The organism is Nocardia sp. NBC_00511, assembly GCF_045161165.1.
GTDB lineage: Bacteria > Actinomycetota > Actinomycetes > Mycobacteriales > Mycobacteriaceae > Nocardia.
This window is the reverse complement of the sequence record NZ_CP107849.1, coordinates 3,228,697-3,247,202: the sequence shown is the minus strand read 5'-3', so window position 1 is coordinate 3,247,202 and position 18,506 is coordinate 3,228,697. Positions and strand designations below refer to the sequence as shown.

Annotated in this window: 11 protein-coding genes; 7 read left to right on the top strand and 4 right to left on the bottom strand. The window is 69.3% G+C overall.

Annotation, left to right across the window (positions count from 1 at the left end; translation table 11 throughout):
- Nucleotides 1–47 precede the first annotated feature (47 nt).
- The 4 genes from OG300_RS15370 to OG300_RS15355 form a co-directional block, all read right to left on the bottom strand.
- The gene (locus OG300_RS15370) at nt 48–458 is read right to left on the bottom strand and encodes a hypothetical protein (RefSeq protein ID WP_405496420.1); all 411 of its coding nucleotides are present in this window, start codon (nt 456–458) and stop codon (nt 48–50) included.
- Nucleotides 459–549: 91 nt separating this feature from the next.
- Entirely contained in the window at nt 550–2,223 is a 1,674-nt protein-coding gene (locus tag OG300_RS15365; RefSeq protein WP_405496418.1) for a substrate-binding domain-containing protein, read from the bottom strand.
- A 105-nt stretch (nt 2,224–2,328) separates the two neighbouring features.
- Nucleotides 2,329–2,595: a WhiB family transcriptional regulator gene (locus OG300_RS15360; protein ID WP_405496416.1), complete on the bottom strand. Its 267-nt coding sequence runs from the start codon at nt 2,593–2,595 to the stop codon at nt 2,329–2,331.
- A gap of 49 nt (nt 2,596–2,644) precedes the next feature.
- On the bottom strand, nt 2,645–3,190 hold the full coding sequence (locus OG300_RS15355) for an HNH endonuclease (protein WP_405496414.1): 546 nt from the start codon (nt 3,188–3,190) through the stop codon (nt 2,645–2,647).
- Between the two features lie 582 nt (nt 3,191–3,772).
- On the opposite strand from OG300_RS15355, the gene OG300_RS15350 reads away from it, so the two are divergent.
- The 7 genes from OG300_RS15350 (at nt 3,773) to OG300_RS15320 (ending at nt 18,491) form a co-directional block, all read left to right on the top strand.
- Nucleotides 3,773–4,717: a LysR family transcriptional regulator gene (locus OG300_RS15350; protein ID WP_405496412.1), complete on the top strand. Its 945-nt coding sequence runs from the start codon at nt 3,773–3,775 to the stop codon at nt 4,715–4,717.
- A gap of 74 nt (nt 4,718–4,791) precedes the next feature.
- On the top strand, nt 4,792–6,471 hold the full coding sequence (locus OG300_RS15345; protein ID WP_405496410.1) for an AMP-dependent synthetase/ligase: 1,680 nt from the start codon (nt 4,792–4,794) through the stop codon (nt 6,469–6,471).
- A 7-nt stretch (nt 6,472–6,478) separates the two neighbouring features.
- Nucleotides 6,479–7,729 (top strand): NAD(P)/FAD-dependent oxidoreductase, encoded by a 1,251-nt coding sequence (locus tag OG300_RS15340; RefSeq protein ID WP_405496408.1) that lies wholly within the window; start codon nt 6,479–6,481, stop codon nt 7,727–7,729.
- Nucleotides 7,726–8,325, top strand: a complete 600-nt coding sequence (locus OG300_RS15335; protein WP_405496406.1) for an SGNH/GDSL hydrolase family protein — start codon at nt 7,726–7,728, stop codon at nt 8,323–8,325. The genes OG300_RS15340 and OG300_RS15335 overlap by 4 nt, the downstream gene beginning before the upstream one ends.
- A gap of 40 nt (nt 8,326–8,365) precedes the next feature.
- Complete coding sequence (locus tag OG300_RS15330) at nt 8,366–14,890, top strand: beta-ketoacyl synthase N-terminal-like domain-containing protein (protein WP_405496404.1); 6,525 nt, start codon at nt 8,366–8,368, stop codon at nt 14,888–14,890.
- Nucleotides 14,887–16,938 (top strand): beta-ketoacyl synthase, encoded by a 2,052-nt coding sequence (locus OG300_RS15325; RefSeq protein ID WP_405496402.1) that lies wholly within the window; start codon nt 14,887–14,889, stop codon nt 16,936–16,938. The genes OG300_RS15330 and OG300_RS15325 overlap by 4 nt, the downstream gene beginning before the upstream one ends.
- Nucleotides 16,935–18,491, top strand: coding sequence for a PfaD family polyunsaturated fatty acid/polyketide biosynthesis protein (locus OG300_RS15320; protein ID WP_405496400.1), 1,557 nt, complete (start codon nt 16,935–16,937; stop codon nt 18,489–18,491). The genes OG300_RS15325 and OG300_RS15320 overlap by 4 nt, the downstream gene beginning before the upstream one ends.
- Nucleotides 18,492–18,506: the final 15 nt, after the last annotated feature.

Here is an 18,506-nt window from a genome sequence, read left to right as displayed (position 1 = left end):
AGCGCCCCATCCGTCTTCGCGACGGATGGGGCGCTGTTGCTGGACTGTCAGGCCGTGACGGGCCGGTAGGTGGCGATGGCCCAGATGACGATCACGTCGAGCGCGATGATCAGCAGCGACCAGGCCGGGTAGTAGGGAATCGAGAGGAAGTTCTCCACGATCGACAGCGCCGCCATCAGGATTGCGGCGGTGCGGCCCCAGGTGGTGCCCTTGAGCAGGCCGATGGCGACGATGATCTCGATGATGCCGAGGCCGATGTGGATCCAGCCCCAGCCGGTGGTGTTCAACTTGTAGACGTAGTCCGCGCCGACGACCAGCAGGTCGTCCGCGGCGACCGCGGAGATGCCCTGCAGGATCGACAGCACGCCGATGACGAACAGCAGAATGCCGGCCGCGATGGAGGTGCCCGCGGCCAAGCCCTGCTTCAACGTGGCGTCGGGTTCTGTACTGTGTGCCATTCGCCGAATATGCCACTTGTTTGCTGGTGGATGCGTAAAGCGATACCAACGTGTTGCTTGGGCCGGTTTCGCACGGTTTGTCGGTTATCGCTCAGGGTGTGGTCAGCGCGTGCGAGACCGCGGTGCCGAACGGCAGGTCAGCGGTGGTGGCAACCTTGGTGTAGGTGCCTCCGGTGCGCTGGGAGAGGGTCTCCAGGGTCTGGGTGCCGGGCCCGCCCACCACGATGATGTCGACCCGCACCGGTTTGGCCGGATCGCTCACCGCGGCGAGATCGGCGAGCAGTTGATCGCCGGTGACGCTCGAGTCGTCCTCGGGCCCGTCGGTGATCAGCAGGATCGAATTGGTGCGGGCCTTCGCGTAATTGCCGAGTACGGCCTTGTAGGCGGCCTCGAGCGTCGGATAGGTGCGGTCGGGTTTCGAAGGGCTCGCGGTGACGCCGGTCAGGCCCTGCCCGATGGCATTGCGCTGATCATCGGTGAGTGGCGCGGTGGCGGTGAGCACCTTGTACGGGTTGTTCCCGTCGAGGTTCTTGGAGTACTCCCACACGCCGAGCCCGAAACCGGACGGCATGACGGTCATGGTGGAGTTCACGGCCGCAACGGCATTGGCGAGCCGGGTGGTGTTGCCCTCGGCGGTGCCCATGGAGGAGGAGACATCCAGCAGCACGGTGGCCTGCACGCCGAGCACCGGATGGTTGAGGATGCTGAACACACTGGCCAGGACCGCCTTGGCGGGCACGGCCGCAGCGGCCGGGGGTGCCGCGCCGAAACCGTTGTCGGTGAACAGTTTCTGCTGCTCCGGGGCACGCAGGAAGTCGGAGAACAGTCCCGCGATCAGGTTCTGGGTCTGATCGACCCAGCCGCCGGTGAGCTGGGCGGCGGGATAGTCGGCGATCGGTCCGGCATTGTCGGGGCGGTATCCGCTGAGCCCGGGGTGGGCGTGGATCTGCTGTTCGGTGGTGGCGACAGCGTGCAGCGGGGACTTGGCCGGGTCGGCGGCCGTGGCGAGGTCGTTGAGCGCACCGTTGGTATCGGTGGTCGTGGGTGCGTTCGCGGCCAGAATCGAAATGGCCGAGACGACCTGACCGGTGGCGACGGCCTTGTCGTCGAGCGGGTCGGTACCGGAGACGCCCGAGCCCACCGCGGTCGCCACGGCGAGGGACGGATCCCCGACCGGCAGGCCGAGTTTCAGTCCGCCCCAGGAGCCGAGCCCGACGTCGCCGAGCGAACCCTGTTGCAGCCGTGGCAGATCCGACCAGTGGATCTGGGCCTTCTCGAGCGCGGCGCGCAGGTTCTCGGGGACGGCGAGGGAGATGGGGCTGACCGCGATCGGGGCCGGATTGCCCGCGATCAGGCCCGGTATCCGCATCTCCTCGATGGAGCGGGAGGACTGCGGGATCCACAGGCCGGGCGGCTGGCCGAGCGCGGTGTCCCATTTGGCCGCGGCGAAGGCGGCGACCACGGCCGCCGACGGCTGCCCGGTCACGCTGACCTTGGCGCAGTGGTCGCGGACGTGCGGGTTGGTCGCGTTGAAGCGGTCCGCGGCGGCCTTGACCTGGGTGACGATGTCCGGATCGACCATGACCGCCAAGGTCGAGACGCCGTCCACGCAATTGGCGGCCGCGGCGCTGTCGCGCTCCTTGGAACGGTTCGACAGCCAGGCCCAGCCGACGACGGCCAGCACCAGGACGAGTACCGCGGCGAGCGCGATAACCGGTCCCTTGCTGACTCCCCGCGACCCGCCTTCGGAGCGATGAGTACCCACGATCGACCAGTGTAAGTTGACGCCCGCCAACCCACCTGTGCCAGGCGGTTACGCGCATACCGGAACGGCGGCCACCCCCGGAATGGGAGTGACCGCCGTCGTCATTCAGTCGCGGATGCGCTTACCGCGGTCGTACTCGTGTCCGCCCCAGACACCGGACTGGCCGGTGGCGGTCGCGAACTCGCCGCATTCGCGACGGATCGGGCAGGCCGCGCAGATGCCGCGCGCGTAGTCGAAGTCCTGCGAGGGGTACGGGAACCAGGCCTCGTGGTTGACGTCGCCCTTGCAGGCGGCGTGCTGCCAGTAGTCCTTCGAGTCGGAGATGGGGAGCAGATCCGCCAGGGTCGGCTCGCGAAGTGCAGTGTTGGTCATCGGATCTCGCTCCTTTCGTGTCCGATCACGCAGCTGGGATGTTTCGAGTTCAGGAGGCGGCCAGTTCTTTCCAGATCCGACGCTGCCGCTTGGCTCTGTCGTTGGGGGCCTTCGGCTCCCACAGCAGCGGCATCCCGGCCTCCTCGGGAGTCCGGTTCGCCTTGTGGGTATTGCAGGGACCGCAGGCCGCGATCAGGTTGGACCAGGTGTTGGGGCCGCCCCTGGACCGCGGGCGGATGTGGTCTACGGTGCGGGCCCAGCCGTTGCAGTACCCGCAGCGGTACTCGTCGCGCCGCAGGACGGCGGCGAGGGTGGCGCGGCTGTCGTCGTCGTGCACCAGGATCCGGTGCTCGAGGTACACGTAGCGGTTGAGCCGGATGGTCTCGGGCAGCGCGATCTCGAGCCGCTTGGAGCGGATCGGGAAGTGTGGCTGCCGGTCGGTGACCGGCTCGGCGGCGCCGCTGAGCAGCAGCACCACGGCGCGTTCGGCGCGGATGGTGGTCAGCGCCTCGTAGGAGGCGTTGAGCAGCAGCACGCCGCTGTGTATCCAGTTGTCGGTGGTTATCTCCGGGTGGTCTGCATGACGGAACAGCATGGGGGTCACCATGTTTCGTGAAGGGACAGAGCGTGAAGTGTCACAGTTGAAGTGAGGTGAAGAGAAAGAGAACAGGAAGTGTGAAGGGGTCGCTTTACGCGAGCGCGTGGAGACGGCTGCCGGGGCGGGCGATGCGCTCTGGGTCGCCCACGAGCAAAGCTCGCTGTCCCGACTTGCTCGGATGCTGTTGCAGGAACTCCGGATTCATTGCCGTCTCCTCCTTCCTGCTGGTCACGACCGGTGCGGTCGATTGATCTCGGTGAATTTCATGGTGACACAACGACATGGTCGTTGTCGGCTGATTTATTGCCCCCGGTGACGGCCCCGCGACGTGGCGGTGAAGACACCGTAGACTTTCAACGAACCGATGCCCGGCTTTGTTCCTGAGAGACAGGAATCACAGCGAGGTGTTGCACGGGGGTGTACCTGGCAGCGGTGACCAGCTGAAATCCAGCACAGCGAGCCTTGCGAAGCGTGGGATTCACTGGCAGGCAACCGAACCGGTAGCGGCTGTGTGGTTGGGATTCATCGCCGTTCACCTGCCCCAGCTACCGTGACCGGTATTCGGAAGGAGCCGGCGTCATGGAGTTCCGACATCTAGTCTCGTTCATCACCATTGCCGAAGAATTGCACTTCGGCCGCGCAGCGCAGCGCCTCCACCTTACCCAGCCGAGCCTGAGTGCTCAGCTGCAGAAGCTCGAGAAAACCCTTGGAGTTCAGCTGGTAGCTCGCAACTCCCACGAGGTGCGGCTGACCGCGGCCGGACGTGAGTTCGAACTACAGGCCCGGCAGATCGTCGCTCAGATGGATCGGGCCGCGCGGGCGGCCAAGGCCACCGCGGAGGGCCGGGCGGGCAACCTCAATATCGGCTACAACCTGCCCGCCAGCCGGCATGTGCTGCCGGAGACCCTGGTGCGGATGACCGATCGGCACCCCGACATCGTGGTGTCGCTGTGGGAGAAGCGGACCGGGCCGCAGCTCACCGCGCTCGCGGACGGATCCCTGGATATCGCCCTGGTGTACGGGCATCCCTCGACCGCGGAGTTCCAGTATCGCCGCCTGCTACACCGGGTGCCGCTGGTCGCGGTGGTGGGTCGGCGGCACCGCTGGGCGGATCGGCCGGGCGTGCCGTTCGCCGAACTGCAGGGCCAGGACTGTGTGCTGTTCACCCGTGAGCAGTGTCCGGCCATGTACGACACCATCTTCCGGGCGGCCGCACAGACGCGGATCGCCCTGAGCGTGGCCCATCACGCCGACGATCCGGGGGCAACCGCGCACATGGTGTCGGTGCGCCCGCTGGTCGGGTTCGCGTCGCTGCCGCGTGCGATTTCGATGGGAATGGGTGCGCCGGGCAGTAATTCGGTGGCGGTCAAATTATTGGATCCGGTGCCCACTCTGGATTTGTATGCGGTGTGGCGGACCGATGAAACGAATCCCGCGGTGGCGGCGTTTCTGGATTGCATCGAATCGGCGGAACCTGCACCCCTCGATGATGCTCGGCCGGTTTCGGTCGCGGCGATTCGATAGGCAATGACTTTCGCGCGGTAGGACCGGCGCACCGGCGGCGACGAGAATGATTGCGGCCGACCAGAATTCATTATGTGAACACAGCGTCTGTCATCGCTAGATCCGTCACCGGAAATGGATTCTCGCCCCCCGACACCGCGAGTTTGTACGCGATCGTCGCGGAGGCGGCCGCTCGGCGGCCGGAACGGGACACCCTCGCCGCGGGCGAGGACACGCCACTGAGCTGTGCGCGGCTCGACGCCCAGGTGCGGGCGGTGGCCTCGGTGCTGCTGGGGCGCGGGGTCGCGGCCGGGGATCGGGTGGCGATCCTGGGCCGCACGAGTCTGGCCTGGGCCGTGCTGGATTGTGCGGTGCTGGCGATCGGCGCGGTGGTGGTGCCGGTGTATCCGACCTCGTCGGCGGCGCAGATCGAACACATCCTGAGTGACAGCGGCGCGGCCTTCAGCGCTGCCGAGACCGCGCAGGACGCGCAGCGGCTGCGTAATGGCGGGGCCGGTGAGGTGTGGACCTTCGACGAGATCACTGCCTGGGCCGAGGGTTCGGTCCGCGCGGATCTCGACGACTACACCGCGCGGGTGCGCATCGACGACCTGGCCATGATCGTCTACACCAGCGGCACCACGGGTTTGTCCAAGGGCTGCATGATCACTCACCGCAACATGTACGTGTCCGCGGCGAACACGGTGCGCCAGACCGGCGATCTGTTCGACGGCGTCACCGTCCTGGCGTTGCCGCTCTCGCACGTGTTCGGCCAGACCATGTTGTTCGCCAACCTCTTCGGCGGCGCGCGCACCCACCTGCTGCCGGGCATTCCGGAACTGGTCCCGGCGCTGACCCGGGTGCGGCCCACCTTCCTGGCGCTGATCCCGTACGCGCTGGAGAAGATTCGCAAGCACTGCCGCTCGCTGCTGGACGAGGACACCGAGCGTGAGGCGGTGATCACCGGACTGCTGCGGCTCGAGAACGGGGAAGCGCCCGAGGCCTCCGCGGATCCGGTGGCGGCGGCGCTGGGTGGGCGACTGCGCTACGTGATCTCCGGCGGTGCGTCCCTGGACGATTCGACCGCCGGGTTCTACGCGGGCTTCGGGACCGTCATCCTCAACTGCTACGGCCTGACCGAGGCGGCGACCGCGGTGACGGTCAGCGCGCCGGAGACCAACCGCATCGGCACCGTCGGCAAGCCGATCCCGGGCACCTCGGTGGCCATCGGCGAGGACGGCGAAGTCCTGGTCGGCGGCCCGCACGTCTCGCCCGGCTACTGGGGTGCGGCCAGTGCGCAGCAGGTGGTCGACGCGGACGGCTGGCTGCACACCGGGGACATCGGCGTCCTCGAGGACGACTATCTGCGAATCACCGGGCGCAAGAAGGAGATCCTGGTGACCTCCGGCGGCAAGAACGTCGCGCCCACACCGCTGGAGGACCGGGTGCGGCTGCATCCGCTCGTCAGCAACTGCATGGTGGTGGGGGAGGGCCGGGCCTTCGTCACCGCGCTGGTGACGCTCGACGCGGAGCGCGCCGAAAGCTGGCAGCGTGATCATCCCGGCATCGATCCGGCGACCGTTGTCCAGGCCGCCGTGGACGACGCCAATTCTCTGGTCTCCCGCCCGGAATCCATTCGCGAGTTCCGGATTGTGGCAGGCGATTTCACCGTTGCCAACGGATTGTTGACCTCGTCACTGAAATTGCGCCGCGCGGCTATCGCGGAAACCTATTCGGCCGATATCGATCTCCTCTACTCGACGAAGCGAAAGTGAATTGAGCATGTACGACGTCATCGTTGTCGGTACCCGCGTGTCGGGCTCCCCGCTGGCCATGCTGCTGGCGCGCAAGGGTTATCGGGTGCTGGGTGTGGATCGCGCCCACTTCCCCAGTGACACCCCCTCCACCCACTACATCCACCAGGCCGGGCTGAGCCTGCTCAACACCTGGGGTCTGCTCGACCGCGTGGTGGCCACCGGCTGCCCGCCGGTGCGGCACCTGAACTTCACCTACACCGACATCGACATTCGCGGCATGGCCGATCCGTCGGTCGACGGCATCGACGCCGTGTACTGCCCCCGCCGCACGGTCCTGGACAAGATCCTGGTCGACGCCGCCGGTGAGGCGGGCGCGGAGCTGATCGAGGGCTTCACCGTGACCGGCCTGCTGCGTGACGGTGACCGGGTCGCCGGTATCCGCGGCCGCGTCGGCGACGGTCCGGAGCAGGAGTTCCGGGCGCGCTTCGTGGTCGGCGCGGACGGCGCGAACTCGATCGTGGCCAAGGAGGTGGGCGCGCAGGTCTACGAGGGTTCGGAGGCGGCGTGCTTCGTCTACTACTCCTACTACGAGGGCCTGGACTGGGGCATGAACCACCGCACCGGTTTCGGTGAGCAGCAGTTCGCGGCCTGGCCGACCAATGACGACCAGTACCTGGTGGCGGTGATGCGCAAGCGCGATCGCTTCCGCGAGTTCCGTGCCGACCCGGATGCGGGCGTACAGGAGATCGTGGAGCAGATCGACCCGGAACTCGGTGCGCGCCTGCGGGATACGGGTAAGCGGGTGGAGCCGTTCCGGCCCATGCTGTACCCGGACAACCACCGCCGCCAGTCCTTCGGCCCGGGTTGGGCGCTGGTCGGCGACGCCGGCTACCACAAGGACCCGTTCACCGGCTGGGGCATCACCGACTCCTTCAAGTACGCCCAGCTGCTGGCCGATCTGGCCGACGAGAGCCTGTCGGGCGCACGGCCTTTCGAGGAGACGCTGCCGGAGTACCAGCGCGAGCGCGACGCGCAGAGCGCCAGCACCTACGAGCTGACCCTCAGCATCTCGGAGCTGACCCTGACCCCGTACTACGACTCGGTGTTCCGCGCGACCAGCATGAGCCCCGACTACATCAAGAAGTTCTTCGGCCTGATCGCCGGGCTGTACCCGCCGGAGAAGTTCTTCGGCGAGCAGGAGCTCTCCGAGCTCTACGAGCTGGTCGGCTTCCCGGAGGCGGCGCGCCACATTTCCAAGGCCGAGGCCTCGCTATGAGCGCCCCGGGCCTGATCGCGCTGGGTGACAGCTTCGTGGAAGGTCGCGGCGACCCGGCCGCGGCCGGTGGGTATCGCGGCTGGGTGTCGCGCCTGGGCGGCCAGCTCGGCTTGCGCCCCAACGCGATTCGCAATCTGGGTGTGCACGGCGCGACCACCGGTGACGTGTTGCGCCACCAGGTGCCGCAGGCCGGTCGGGCCGGACTGTACGGCGTGGTGTGCGGGGTCAACGACCTCGTGAGTTCCTTCGACCCGGCGGCGTTCGAGGACAACCTCGACGTCCTGTTCGGCACCCTGCGTGCCACGGGCGCAACGGTATTCACCGCCGACTACCCGGATATCCCCGCCCGGCTGCCGGTCCCGGAGAACTTCCGCGGCCTGCTGCGCGAGCGTTTCGCCTTCGCCAACACGGTCATGACCCGGGTCACCGCCGACCACGGCGTCCTGCTGCTGGACCTGTCGGCCCGCCCCGACTGGGAACTGCCCGGCACCTGGACCGAGGACGGCCTGCACCCCAGCCCGTCCGGTCACCGCCAGTTCGCCGCCGCCGCGGCCGAACTCATCGCGTCCACCACCGCCACCACCGTCGCCGCCTGAGCGACACGGCTCACCACATCTGGTTCGAGAGGGATTTTCCGTGACAGACGACAGACGGCTTGCGCGCGACCCGATTGCCATTGTCGGGATGTCGGGCCTGCTGCCCAAGGCACGCAATCATCGGGAGTACTGGCAGAACATCGTCGACGGTGTGGACTGCACCGAGGACGTGCCCGCCTCCCGCTGGAGCCTGGACGACTACTACGACGCCGATCCGGCGACGCCCGACAAGACCTATTCGCGACGCGGGGCGTTCCTGCCCGATGTCGATTTCGATCCACTCGAGTTCGGGCTGCCGCCCAACCAGCTCGAGGTGACCAGCACCATGCAGACGCTCAGCCTCGGTGTGGCGCGCGATCTGCTGGTCGACGCGGGCGCGACCGGGTCGGACTGGTACGACCCGGCGCGCACCGGCGTGGTGCTCGGCACCACCGGACCGGTGCCGCTCATGCACCCGCTGGCGGCGCGGCTGTCCACGCCGGTGCTCAAGGACGCGGCCCGCTCGGTGGGCCTGTCCGACGCCGACGCCGACGCCATCGCGGACCGCTACGTCGCGGCTTTCGCTCCGTGGGAAGAGAATTCGTTCCCGGGCCTGCTGGCCAACGTGGTCTCGGGCCGGGTGGCCAACCGCCTCGGGCTCGGCGGCATGAACTGCACCGTCGACGCGGCCTGCGCGGCCTCGTTGGCCGCCATCCGCACCGCGATCGCCGAACTGCGCGACGGCCGGGCCGACATGATGATCACCGGTGGCGTCGACACCGAGAACACCATCTTCATCTACATGTGCTTCAGCAAGGTCGGTGCGCTCTCGCTCGGCGGGCAGATCAGCCCGTTCGGTGCGGGCGCGGACGGAACCCTGCTGGGCGAGGGCATTTCGATGCTGGCGCTGCGCCGCCTCGAGGACGCCCGCCGCGACGGCAACCGGATCTACGCGGTCATCCGCGGCCTCGGCTCCTCGAGCGACGGCCGCGCCAAGAGCATCTACGCGCCGGTCGCCAAGGGCCAGCGGGTGGCACTCGATCGCGCCTACGCCGACGCCGACTGCTCGCCCGCCGACGTCGAACTCATCGAGGCGCACGCCACCGGCACGGCGGTCGGCGACAAGACCGAGCTGACCGCGCTCAAAGGCCTGCTGGCAGACGCGACTTCGGAGGCCCGCTTCGCCGCGGTGGGCAGCGTGAAGTCCCAGATCGGGCACACCAAGGGCGCGGCGGGCACCGCCAGCATCATGAAGCTGGCGCTCGCGCTGCACCAGAAGGTGCTGCCCGGCACCATCAACGTAGATCAGCCGAACGCCGAAATCGCGCCCGAGACAGCGCCGTTCTACGTGAACTCGCGGACCCGCCCATGGATCCTGGACCCGGCGCGACCGGTGCGCCGGGCCGCGGCCTCGGCAATGGGCTTCGGCGGCACCAACTTCCACCTGGTGCTCGAGGAAGCCGATGGTGTCCGCCCCGAGCTGCTGCACCGCACTCCGCGCGCCCACATCTGGCACGCGGCCGACGTCTCCGGCCTGATCGACGCGGTCCGCTCCACCGAGGGCGGCGACGGCGGCGACATTCCCGAGGACCACGCGCGTGTCGGATTCGTCTCGCTCGACGAGGACACGGCCGCGGACCTGCGGACGCTGGTCGTCGACGAGCTGGTGCGCAATCCCGAAGCGCCGCACTGGGATCACCCCGAGGGCGTGTACTTCCGCGCCGCCGCGCTGCCCGGCCGCAAGGTCGGCGCGCTGTTCGCGGGCCAGGGCAGCCAGTACGTCGACATGGGAATCGATGCGGCACTGAACAATCCGGCGGTCGGCTCGGCCTTCGACACCGCCAACGCCGCCTTCACCGTCGCGCCGCAGCGTCTCGGCGCGGTGGTCTTCCCGCCCCCGGCGTTCGACGACGACACCCGTTCGGCGCAGGAGAACGCGTTGCGCCGCACCGAATTCGCGCAGCCCGCGATCGGTGCGCTCGCGGCCGGCCAGTTCCGGGTGCTGAGCGACTTCGGGTTCCAGGCCGAGGGCTACCTGGGGCACAGCTTCGGTGAGCTCACCGCGTTGTGGGCCTCGGGTGCGATGAGCACGGACGACTTCTTCGGCCTGGCCCGGGCGCGTGGCGCGGCCATGACGGTGCCCGAGGGTGTCGAGGCGGGCACCATGGTGGCCGTCGGCGCGTCGCGTGAGGACATCGAGAAGATCATCGCCGAGCTCGAGGACGTGTGGATCTGCAACCACAACGCCCCCGACCAGGTGGTGGTGGGCGGCGGCACCGAAGCCATCGCGACCGCCACCGAGCGATTCACCGAAAACGGTTGGATCACCCGGGCATTGCCGGTCTCCGGCGCGTTCCACACCCCGTATGTCGGTCACGCCGTCGAGGCGTTCGGTGCGGCGGTGTCGAAGGTGGCGATCGGTACCCCCGACGCCACCGTGTACGCCGACACCCGCGGCGCGTCCTACGGTGCGGACGCCGAGGCGAATCGCGCCACCCTGACCGCCCAGCTGAGCAACCCGGTCGAGTTCTACGACGCGCTCACCGCGATGCGGGCCGACGGCTGCACGGTCTTCGTGGAGTTCGGTCCCAAGCAGGTGCTGACCTCGCTGACGCGGCGCACCTTCGGTGACGAGGTCATCGCCATCGCCACCGACTCCGGTCCGATCGGCAACGGCGATCTGGCGCTCAAGCGGGCGGCCGTGCGATTGGCGGTGCTCGGCTTCGAGCTGCGCGGCATCAACCGCCACAGCGCGCCCGAGCTGGCGGCACCGGCCAAGAAGCCCGGTATGGCGGTGACGCTCTCGGCTCCGGAGTACGTGCCGGAGAGCCGTCGCAAGGCCTACGCGGCCGCCCTGTCCGACGACTACGAGCTGTCGGTGGTCGCGGCGGCGGCAAAGGCGCAGGCGGTCAACGGTTCTGCGGCCACCCCGGCCCCGGTGCTCGTCGCCGGGCCCGCCGTGAACGGCAACGGCCACCTTCAGGACGCTCGACTCTCCACCGCCGCGCCCGGCAGCACTCAGCTCGCCCCCGCCGTGTCCGGTGCTACCCAGCCCGGCCACGACCGGCCCACTTCCCCCAGACCTCTGGAGAATCACGTGTCCGCGGAACCCCAGTACCGCATTCCCACGCCGGGTGCGCTCGACAGCGCGCTCGTGCAGCACCTGCAGACCCACCGCCACTACCTCGACGGCCAGCTGGAACTGGCCCGCGATCTGGCGGGCGCACTGCGCCACGGCCAGGTCGACGAGCTGCTGGTCCGCGCCATCGAGGCGGTCAAGGATCACGGCGTCGCCATCAGCGAAAGCCATTCCCGGGCAGGCGATGTGGTCGCGCAGCTGGCCGAGCTGGAGGGTGGGTCCACGGTGACCCGCGCCCAGTCGGTGCCGGTCTACGTCGATCCGGTCGCCAACGGTGCGGCCGTCGAGTACCGCGCTCCGGCGGCGCTGACCGCCCCGGCTCCCGCCATCCCGGCCGCCGCGCCTGTCGCTCCGGTCGCCGCGCCGACGATCGCGACCGTCCCGGTGCAGGTGGAAGTTGCCGTGCCCGTGGCGGTTACGTCTCCGGCGGCTGCTCCCGTCGAGTCCGGCGCACTGTCGGCCGACGCGGTTCGCCAGGCCCTGCGCGAGGTGGTGGCCGACAAGACCGGTTACCCGGTCGAGATGGTCGACACCACGATGGATCTGGAAGCGGATCTCGGTGTCGACTCGATCAAGCGGGTTCAGGTGATCGGCGCTCTGCAGGAACGGTTCCCGGAACTGCCGGTGCTCGGGCCCGAACAGCTGGGCACGCTGCGCACCCTCGACCAGGTCGTGGACGAGCTGGTCGCCGGTGAACCGGCCGCGAATACCGTTGCCGCCGAACCGGTCGCGACCGAATCCGCCGCCGATACCATCGAATCCGCCGCGAACACCGCCGCGGCGGGCGTTTCCGCCGACACCCTGCGGCAGGCGCTGCGGGAAGTGGTCGCCGACAAAACCGGTTACCCGGTCGAGATGGTCGACACCACGATGGATCTGGAAGCGGATCTCGGCGTGGACTCGATCAAGCGGGTCCAGGTGATCGGCGCACTGCAGGAACGGTTCCCGGAACTACCGGTACTCGGACCGGAGCAACTCGGCACGCTACGCACGCTCGATCAGATCGTGGGCGAGCTGGCCGGGGGTGATGTCCACCCAAAAGCTGAGGCCGCGGCCGAAACGCCGCGGCACGTCGTCGAACTCGTCGAGCTGCCCGCGGTCGATCCGGCCGTGGACCCCTACCGCCCGGCCGGGCACGCCGTGCTGGTGTGCCTGGACGAGTCGGCCGAAACCGACTGTGAGGCCATCGAAGAGCTGCTGAGCGCGCGCAGCTGGTCGGTGCGCCGGGTGTCCGGACCCGACGCGGTCGCGGGCACCGGTCCGGTCGATGTCTGCGTGGTCGTCGCCGGTGTGGCGACGGAATGGGTGCAGGCACAGGCGATCCTGACCGACGCCATCCTGGTCGCGGGGCAGGCGCTGCCCCGGCTGCGGGCGGCGAGCGCCCGGGCCGGATTCGCGACCATCACCCGGCTCGACGGCCACCTCGGCTTCCGCGGTGACGCGGAACCGGTGGCGGCCCTGCTCGGCGGACTCGGCGGCCTGGTGAAAACCCTGGCGGCCGAACAGCCCACGCTGTTCTCCCGCGCCCTCGACATCGACCCGGAGGTGCTGCCGCAGCGCCTGGCCGAGATCGTCCTGGAGGAGCTCTGCGATGTCGCTCGCGACACCGCGGAGGTCGGCATCGACGCGAACGGCGTGCGCCGCACCCCGGTGCCCAGCCGCCACGATGATGCTCGCACCACCGAGATTGTCCGCGCCGGAGCCGATTTCGGTCCATCGGTGCTGACGGCCGCCGACACCCTGGTGGTGACCGGCGGTGCGCGCGGCGTCACCGCGACCTGCGTGCTGGAACTGGCGCGGCACAGCGACTGCCGGTTCGTCCTACTGGGGCGCACCGAGCTGGCGGCCGAGCCGGAGTGGGCGGCCGGGGTCGCCGACACCGACCTCAAGCCCGCCGCGGTCCGCGCGCTGGCCGGTACCGGCGTCAAACCCCGCGATATCGACCGGGCCTGCGGGCAGATCCGGGCGGTGCGCGAAATCCGCACCACCCTGGCCGAACTCGGTGACCGGGCCGATTACCTCGCGGTCGACGCCACCGACGCACAGGCGCTCACGGCGGCTCTCGCACCGTGGCGCGTCGAGGAAGACGCCGAGCACCTCGCCTCGGACGGCTCGATCGACACGGATGCCGAAGCTGTTGTGCGCGGACCGATCACCGGTGTGGTGCACGGAGCGGGTGTGCTCGCGGACTCGCTGATCCCCGACAAGACGGTCGAATCCATCGGCCGGGTGCTCGGGCCCAAGCTGGCCGGACTCGCGGCGGTGCTCGCGGCGGCGGGCGATCCCCGTCACCTGGTGCTGTTCACCTCGGTGGCCGGATTGTTCGGCAACACCGGGCAGGCCGACTACGCGGCGGCCAACGAGGCGCTGGGTCGCTTCGCGGTCAGCTGGGGCGCTCGCGATCCGCAACGGTTCGCGACCGCTCTGGACTGGGGCGCCTGGGACGGCGGCATGGTGACTCCCGAACTGCGGGAACACTTCCTGTCGCAGGGCGTGCCACTGCTGGCACCGGCCGCCGGTGCCGCGGTGTTCACCGCTCAGTTCGGTGCGGCTCGCCGCCCGGAACCGATCCTGCTGGTCGGCCCGGCCACCGCGCTCTCGCAGGCGGATCCGGATCCGGCTCCGGTGCGGGCCCGCCGCGGCATCGCCGACCTGGTGACCGCTCCGGTGATCGACGCCCATCGCATCGGTGAGCACATCGTGCTGCCCGCGACCTTCGGTCTGGGTGTCATGGCGAACCTCGCCGAACGCACCCGGCCCGGCCGGATCGTGGTCGGGGTGCGCGGTTTCCAGGTGCTCAAGGGCCTGGTGTTCGATCACCCGATCCCGAGTCTCGAGGTGGAACTCGAGCCCGCCGATCCGGTCGACGGTCGGATCGCGGTGCTGGCCACCGTCTTCGGTGACGGAGCCGCCCGATTCCGGGCCACGCTGCTTCTGGGCGATAAGCCCGAAGCGGTGGCCCGGCAACAGGTCCCGGCCGGACCGGGGGAGGACGCCAGTTACCTCTACCGCGACGGCATCGAGTTCCACGCCCCCGCCCTGCAGGGGTTGCGTGCCATCCGTTCGGCGAGCGACCAGGCCGTCGTCCTGGAATGCGCGCTGCCCGCGGACCCGGTGGCGCACGGCAGTTTCGCCAGCCGCCTGCACGATCCGGTGCAGGCCGACCTGATCCTGCAGTCCCCGCTGGTGCTGGGACACCGGTTGCTCGGCGCGGCCTGCCTGCCGCTGGGCGTCGGCCGGATCGACTACCACCATCCGCTGCCGTCGGGCGACCCCTTCCTGGTGGTCGTCGACAACCCGCGGGCCAGCCGGATGGAAGCCCTGATCGACGCGACCGCACTGGCCCTCGACGGCACGGTGCTGCAACGGTTCTCGGATGTCACGGTTCTCACGACACCCGATCTGACGGAGAAGTTCCAGACCTCGGTGAGGGGGTGGACGGCATGACAACTCTCGACTTCGACGGCATCGCCTTCGATCCGGCAGGGGCGCGGGCGACCGCACCCGCGGCCGGACCGGCGGTGCGGCAAGATGATTCGGCGCCGGTGGCGGCCCGATCCGATAGTGCGGCAGTCGCGCCGGTGGATCACGGTTCGCCCGTGCACCCGGTAGCGGCCGATGCGATCGCTCAGATTCGGGCCGGTATCGTCGCGGCGCACCGGTCGGCGCTCAACGCGCAGACCGCATTGCAGCGTGAGCTGTGGCGGCAGGCACGTGGCGGCGTGGCTGGCCGACAGGCTGAATCCATCGAGCCGGTTCGGTCGGAGGCGCTGGTGGCCGCCCACCCGAGCGTCCCCGGCTCGGCTCTGGTCGCGGCGGCCGGAGCGCAGGGATCAGCGATCCTCGCGGCGACCCACGCGGCCGAAGGATCGTTCAAAGCTCTGGCACGCACGCAGGTTTCGCGACTGGACGCCGCCGCGCTGCGGCAGCTGGCCGAGAGCGACGCGAGCGTGGTGTTCGGCGGGTCGCACCGCCGGGCGGGGGTGGAGGTGGCCGCACGGCTGGCGTCCACCACACCGCTCACCCTCACCGCCGTGTCCTCGATCGAGTTGTACGGCGGCAATGGCAATGGCCGGGTCATCGCTTCGTTCGAGGGTGATCCACGGGCGGCGGCATTGCAGGCGGCCGAGGTCTTCGCCCTCTACACCGGGATGCCGCTGTGCCTGTCGGGCAGCACGCTCACCGGTGGAGTGGGGGAGTCCGAGGCCGGATTCGGCAGCGGCACTGTCGATCTGGTGGTGGACCGCCTCGATGTGGTGCCGCGTCCGTTCCTGCAGGCGACCGCCACCCTGGGTGACGGCACGTCGGTGGCGGTGACCATGATGGTCGCCGAGCGGCACGGAGCCGAGGTCGGTCCCGGCCAGGCGGTGCCGCGGGTGCTGCTCAACGAATTCCACATGGCACACCTGGCGCGCGGCGATCAGGCCATCGCCATGGGCCAGGAATTCGCCGAATACACCGGGGTGCGGGCGACGCGCCTGCCCACCGGCGGGCTGCTGCTGGTGGATCGGGTGACCCGGTTCGACGGTGCGCGCGGTGAGTTCGAATCCGCGTCGTACGACACCGAATACGACTCGCCCGCCGACTCCTGGTACTACGGCGACACCGCCAACGACTCCATGCCGCACTTCGTGTACATGGAGACCTCGTTGCAGGCGGCGCTGCTGATGGGCTACTACGTGGGGCCGACGCTGACTCAGCCCGGCACCACCCTGAGCCTGCGCAACCTTGGCGGCACCGCGACGGTGCTGCGGCAGGTCGATCTGCGGGACAAGACGATTCAGCAGGCCTCCCGGCTGCTGTCGACCACGATCCTGCCGGGTTCCTCGCTGCAGACCTTCGACTACACCCTCAGCGTCGACGGTGAGCCGTTCTATCGCGGTGAGACCATGTTCGGCTACTTCAGCGATCAGGCGCTGGGCAACCAGACCGGCCTGGACGCCGGACGCTATGTGCCGAGCTGGCTTTCGGCGCATCCCGAGGCGACGCCGCGGGTGATCGACGTGGCCGCCCGCCGCGCCGACCCGGTGGCTCCGGCCTGCTCGCGTCGCAAGCTGGCGCTCATCGACAGCGTCGAGGTGGTCGACGAGGGCGGCAATTACGGTGCGGGATACCTGCATTCGGTGCGGGCCATCGATCCGGCGGACTGGTTCTTCGATCGGCACTTCCATCTGGACCCGGTGATCCCGGGCTCGCTGGGTGTGGAATCGGTGATCCACGCCGTGCAGGAGTGGATGCTCGACGCCGGATACGCCGCGGGACTGCAGGACCCGGTGTTCCGGATTCCGCAGGACCTGGCCTTCAGTTGGCGTTATCGCGGCCAGTTCCTGCCGACGGACGGCACCGTGGAGCTCGAGGCGCACATCAAGTCGGTGCATCGCGGGCCGAACTCGACCACCGTGGTGGTGGACGGTTCGCTGTGGAAGCCGGGCCTGCGCATCTACGAATTGATCGACCTGGCAATCGAACTCGCCGACCGGGAGGTGCTCTCGTGACCACCTTGCACACTCCGGCCGCCGAGACGGTCGAGGACATCGGCGCGTTGCTGCTGGATCTGGATCGGCCGTGCTGGATCGTGCGCCACGACGGCCGGGTCGCCGCCACGGCGGACGAGGGACTGGCCGCGCGCGGTCAGGTCCTCGCCGCGGTCGGTCCGCTGCCGCCGGAACGGCTGGGCGACAGCGCGTTCCGGGCCGCGCACGGCGTGCGGTCGGCGTATGCGGCCGGTGCCATGGCCAATGGCATCGCCTCGCCCGCGCTGGTGATCGCCATGGCCGAGGCGGGTTACCTGGCCAGCTACGGCGCGGCCGGGGTGCCGCCCGCCGGAGTGGAGGCGGCGCTGGCCGAACTGTCCACCCGGCTGGTGGGAAAGCCGTTCGCCTGCAACCTCATCCACAGCCCGTCCGAGCCCGCGCTGGAGCGGGCCATCGTGGATGCCTGCCTGCGTCACGGCGTGCGGTGCGTGGAGGCCTCGGCGTTCATGGATCTCACCGCCGAGGTGGTGCGGTATCGGGCGGCCGGGCTCGCGGTGAATCCGCAGGGCGGCATCGAGATTCGGCATCGGATCATCGCCAAGGTGTCGCGGGTCGAGGTGGCGGAGCTGTTCCTGCGGCCCGCGCCGCAGCGGCTGGTGACACAGCTGGTCGAGTCCGGGCGCATCACCGCGGTTCAGGGTGACCTGGTGACCCGGGTGCCGATGGCCGACGACATCACCGCCGAGGCGGATTCCGGCGGTCACACCGACCGTCGCCCGCTGGTGGTGCTGCTGCCGGAGCTGATCGCCGCCCGTGACCGGATCGCATTGAGCGTCCCGGCCGCGGCGGGGGTGCGCATCGGCGCGGCGGGCGGCATCGGCACGCCGGACGCGGCGGCGACCGCGTTCGCCATGGGTGCCGCCTACATCGTCACCGGATCGGTCAATCAGGCCGCGCGCGAGGCGTTGCAGTGTGAGGCCACCAAGCGGCTGTTGGCCACCGCGCAGTTCGCGGACTGTGTGATGGCTCCGTCCTCGGACATGTTCGAGCTCGGCGTGCAAGTGCAGGTGCTGCGGCGCGGCACCATGTTCGCCACCCGCGCCCAGCGGCTCTACGACCTGTACCGAGCCTACGACGGCATCGACGCCCTGCCGGAGGAGGTGCGGGGCGAGTTGGAAGCCAAGCTGTTCCGCCGTCCCCTGCAGACGGTGTGGCAGGATTGCGTGTCGTTCTTCACCGAACGTGATCCGGCCCAGCTGGTTTCGGCGGAACGGGACCCGAAGGCGCGCATGGCGTTGATCTTCCGCTGGTATCTGGGCCTGTCCTCGGGCTGGAGCATCCGCGGTGACGCCGAGCGGACCGCCGACTACCAGATCTGGTGCGGCCCGGCCATGGGCGGGTTCAACACCTGGACGGCCGGAACCTATCTGGCCGAGCCCGGCAATCGGTCGGTGGCCGATATCGCCGATCAGTTGATGACGGGCGCTGCCTATCTCACCCGGATCGCCCAGTTGCGGACCGCCGGTGTGCGGTTGCCCGCTGCCATCAGCCGCTACACGCCCGCAGCGCGGTAGCGGCATCCGAAACGT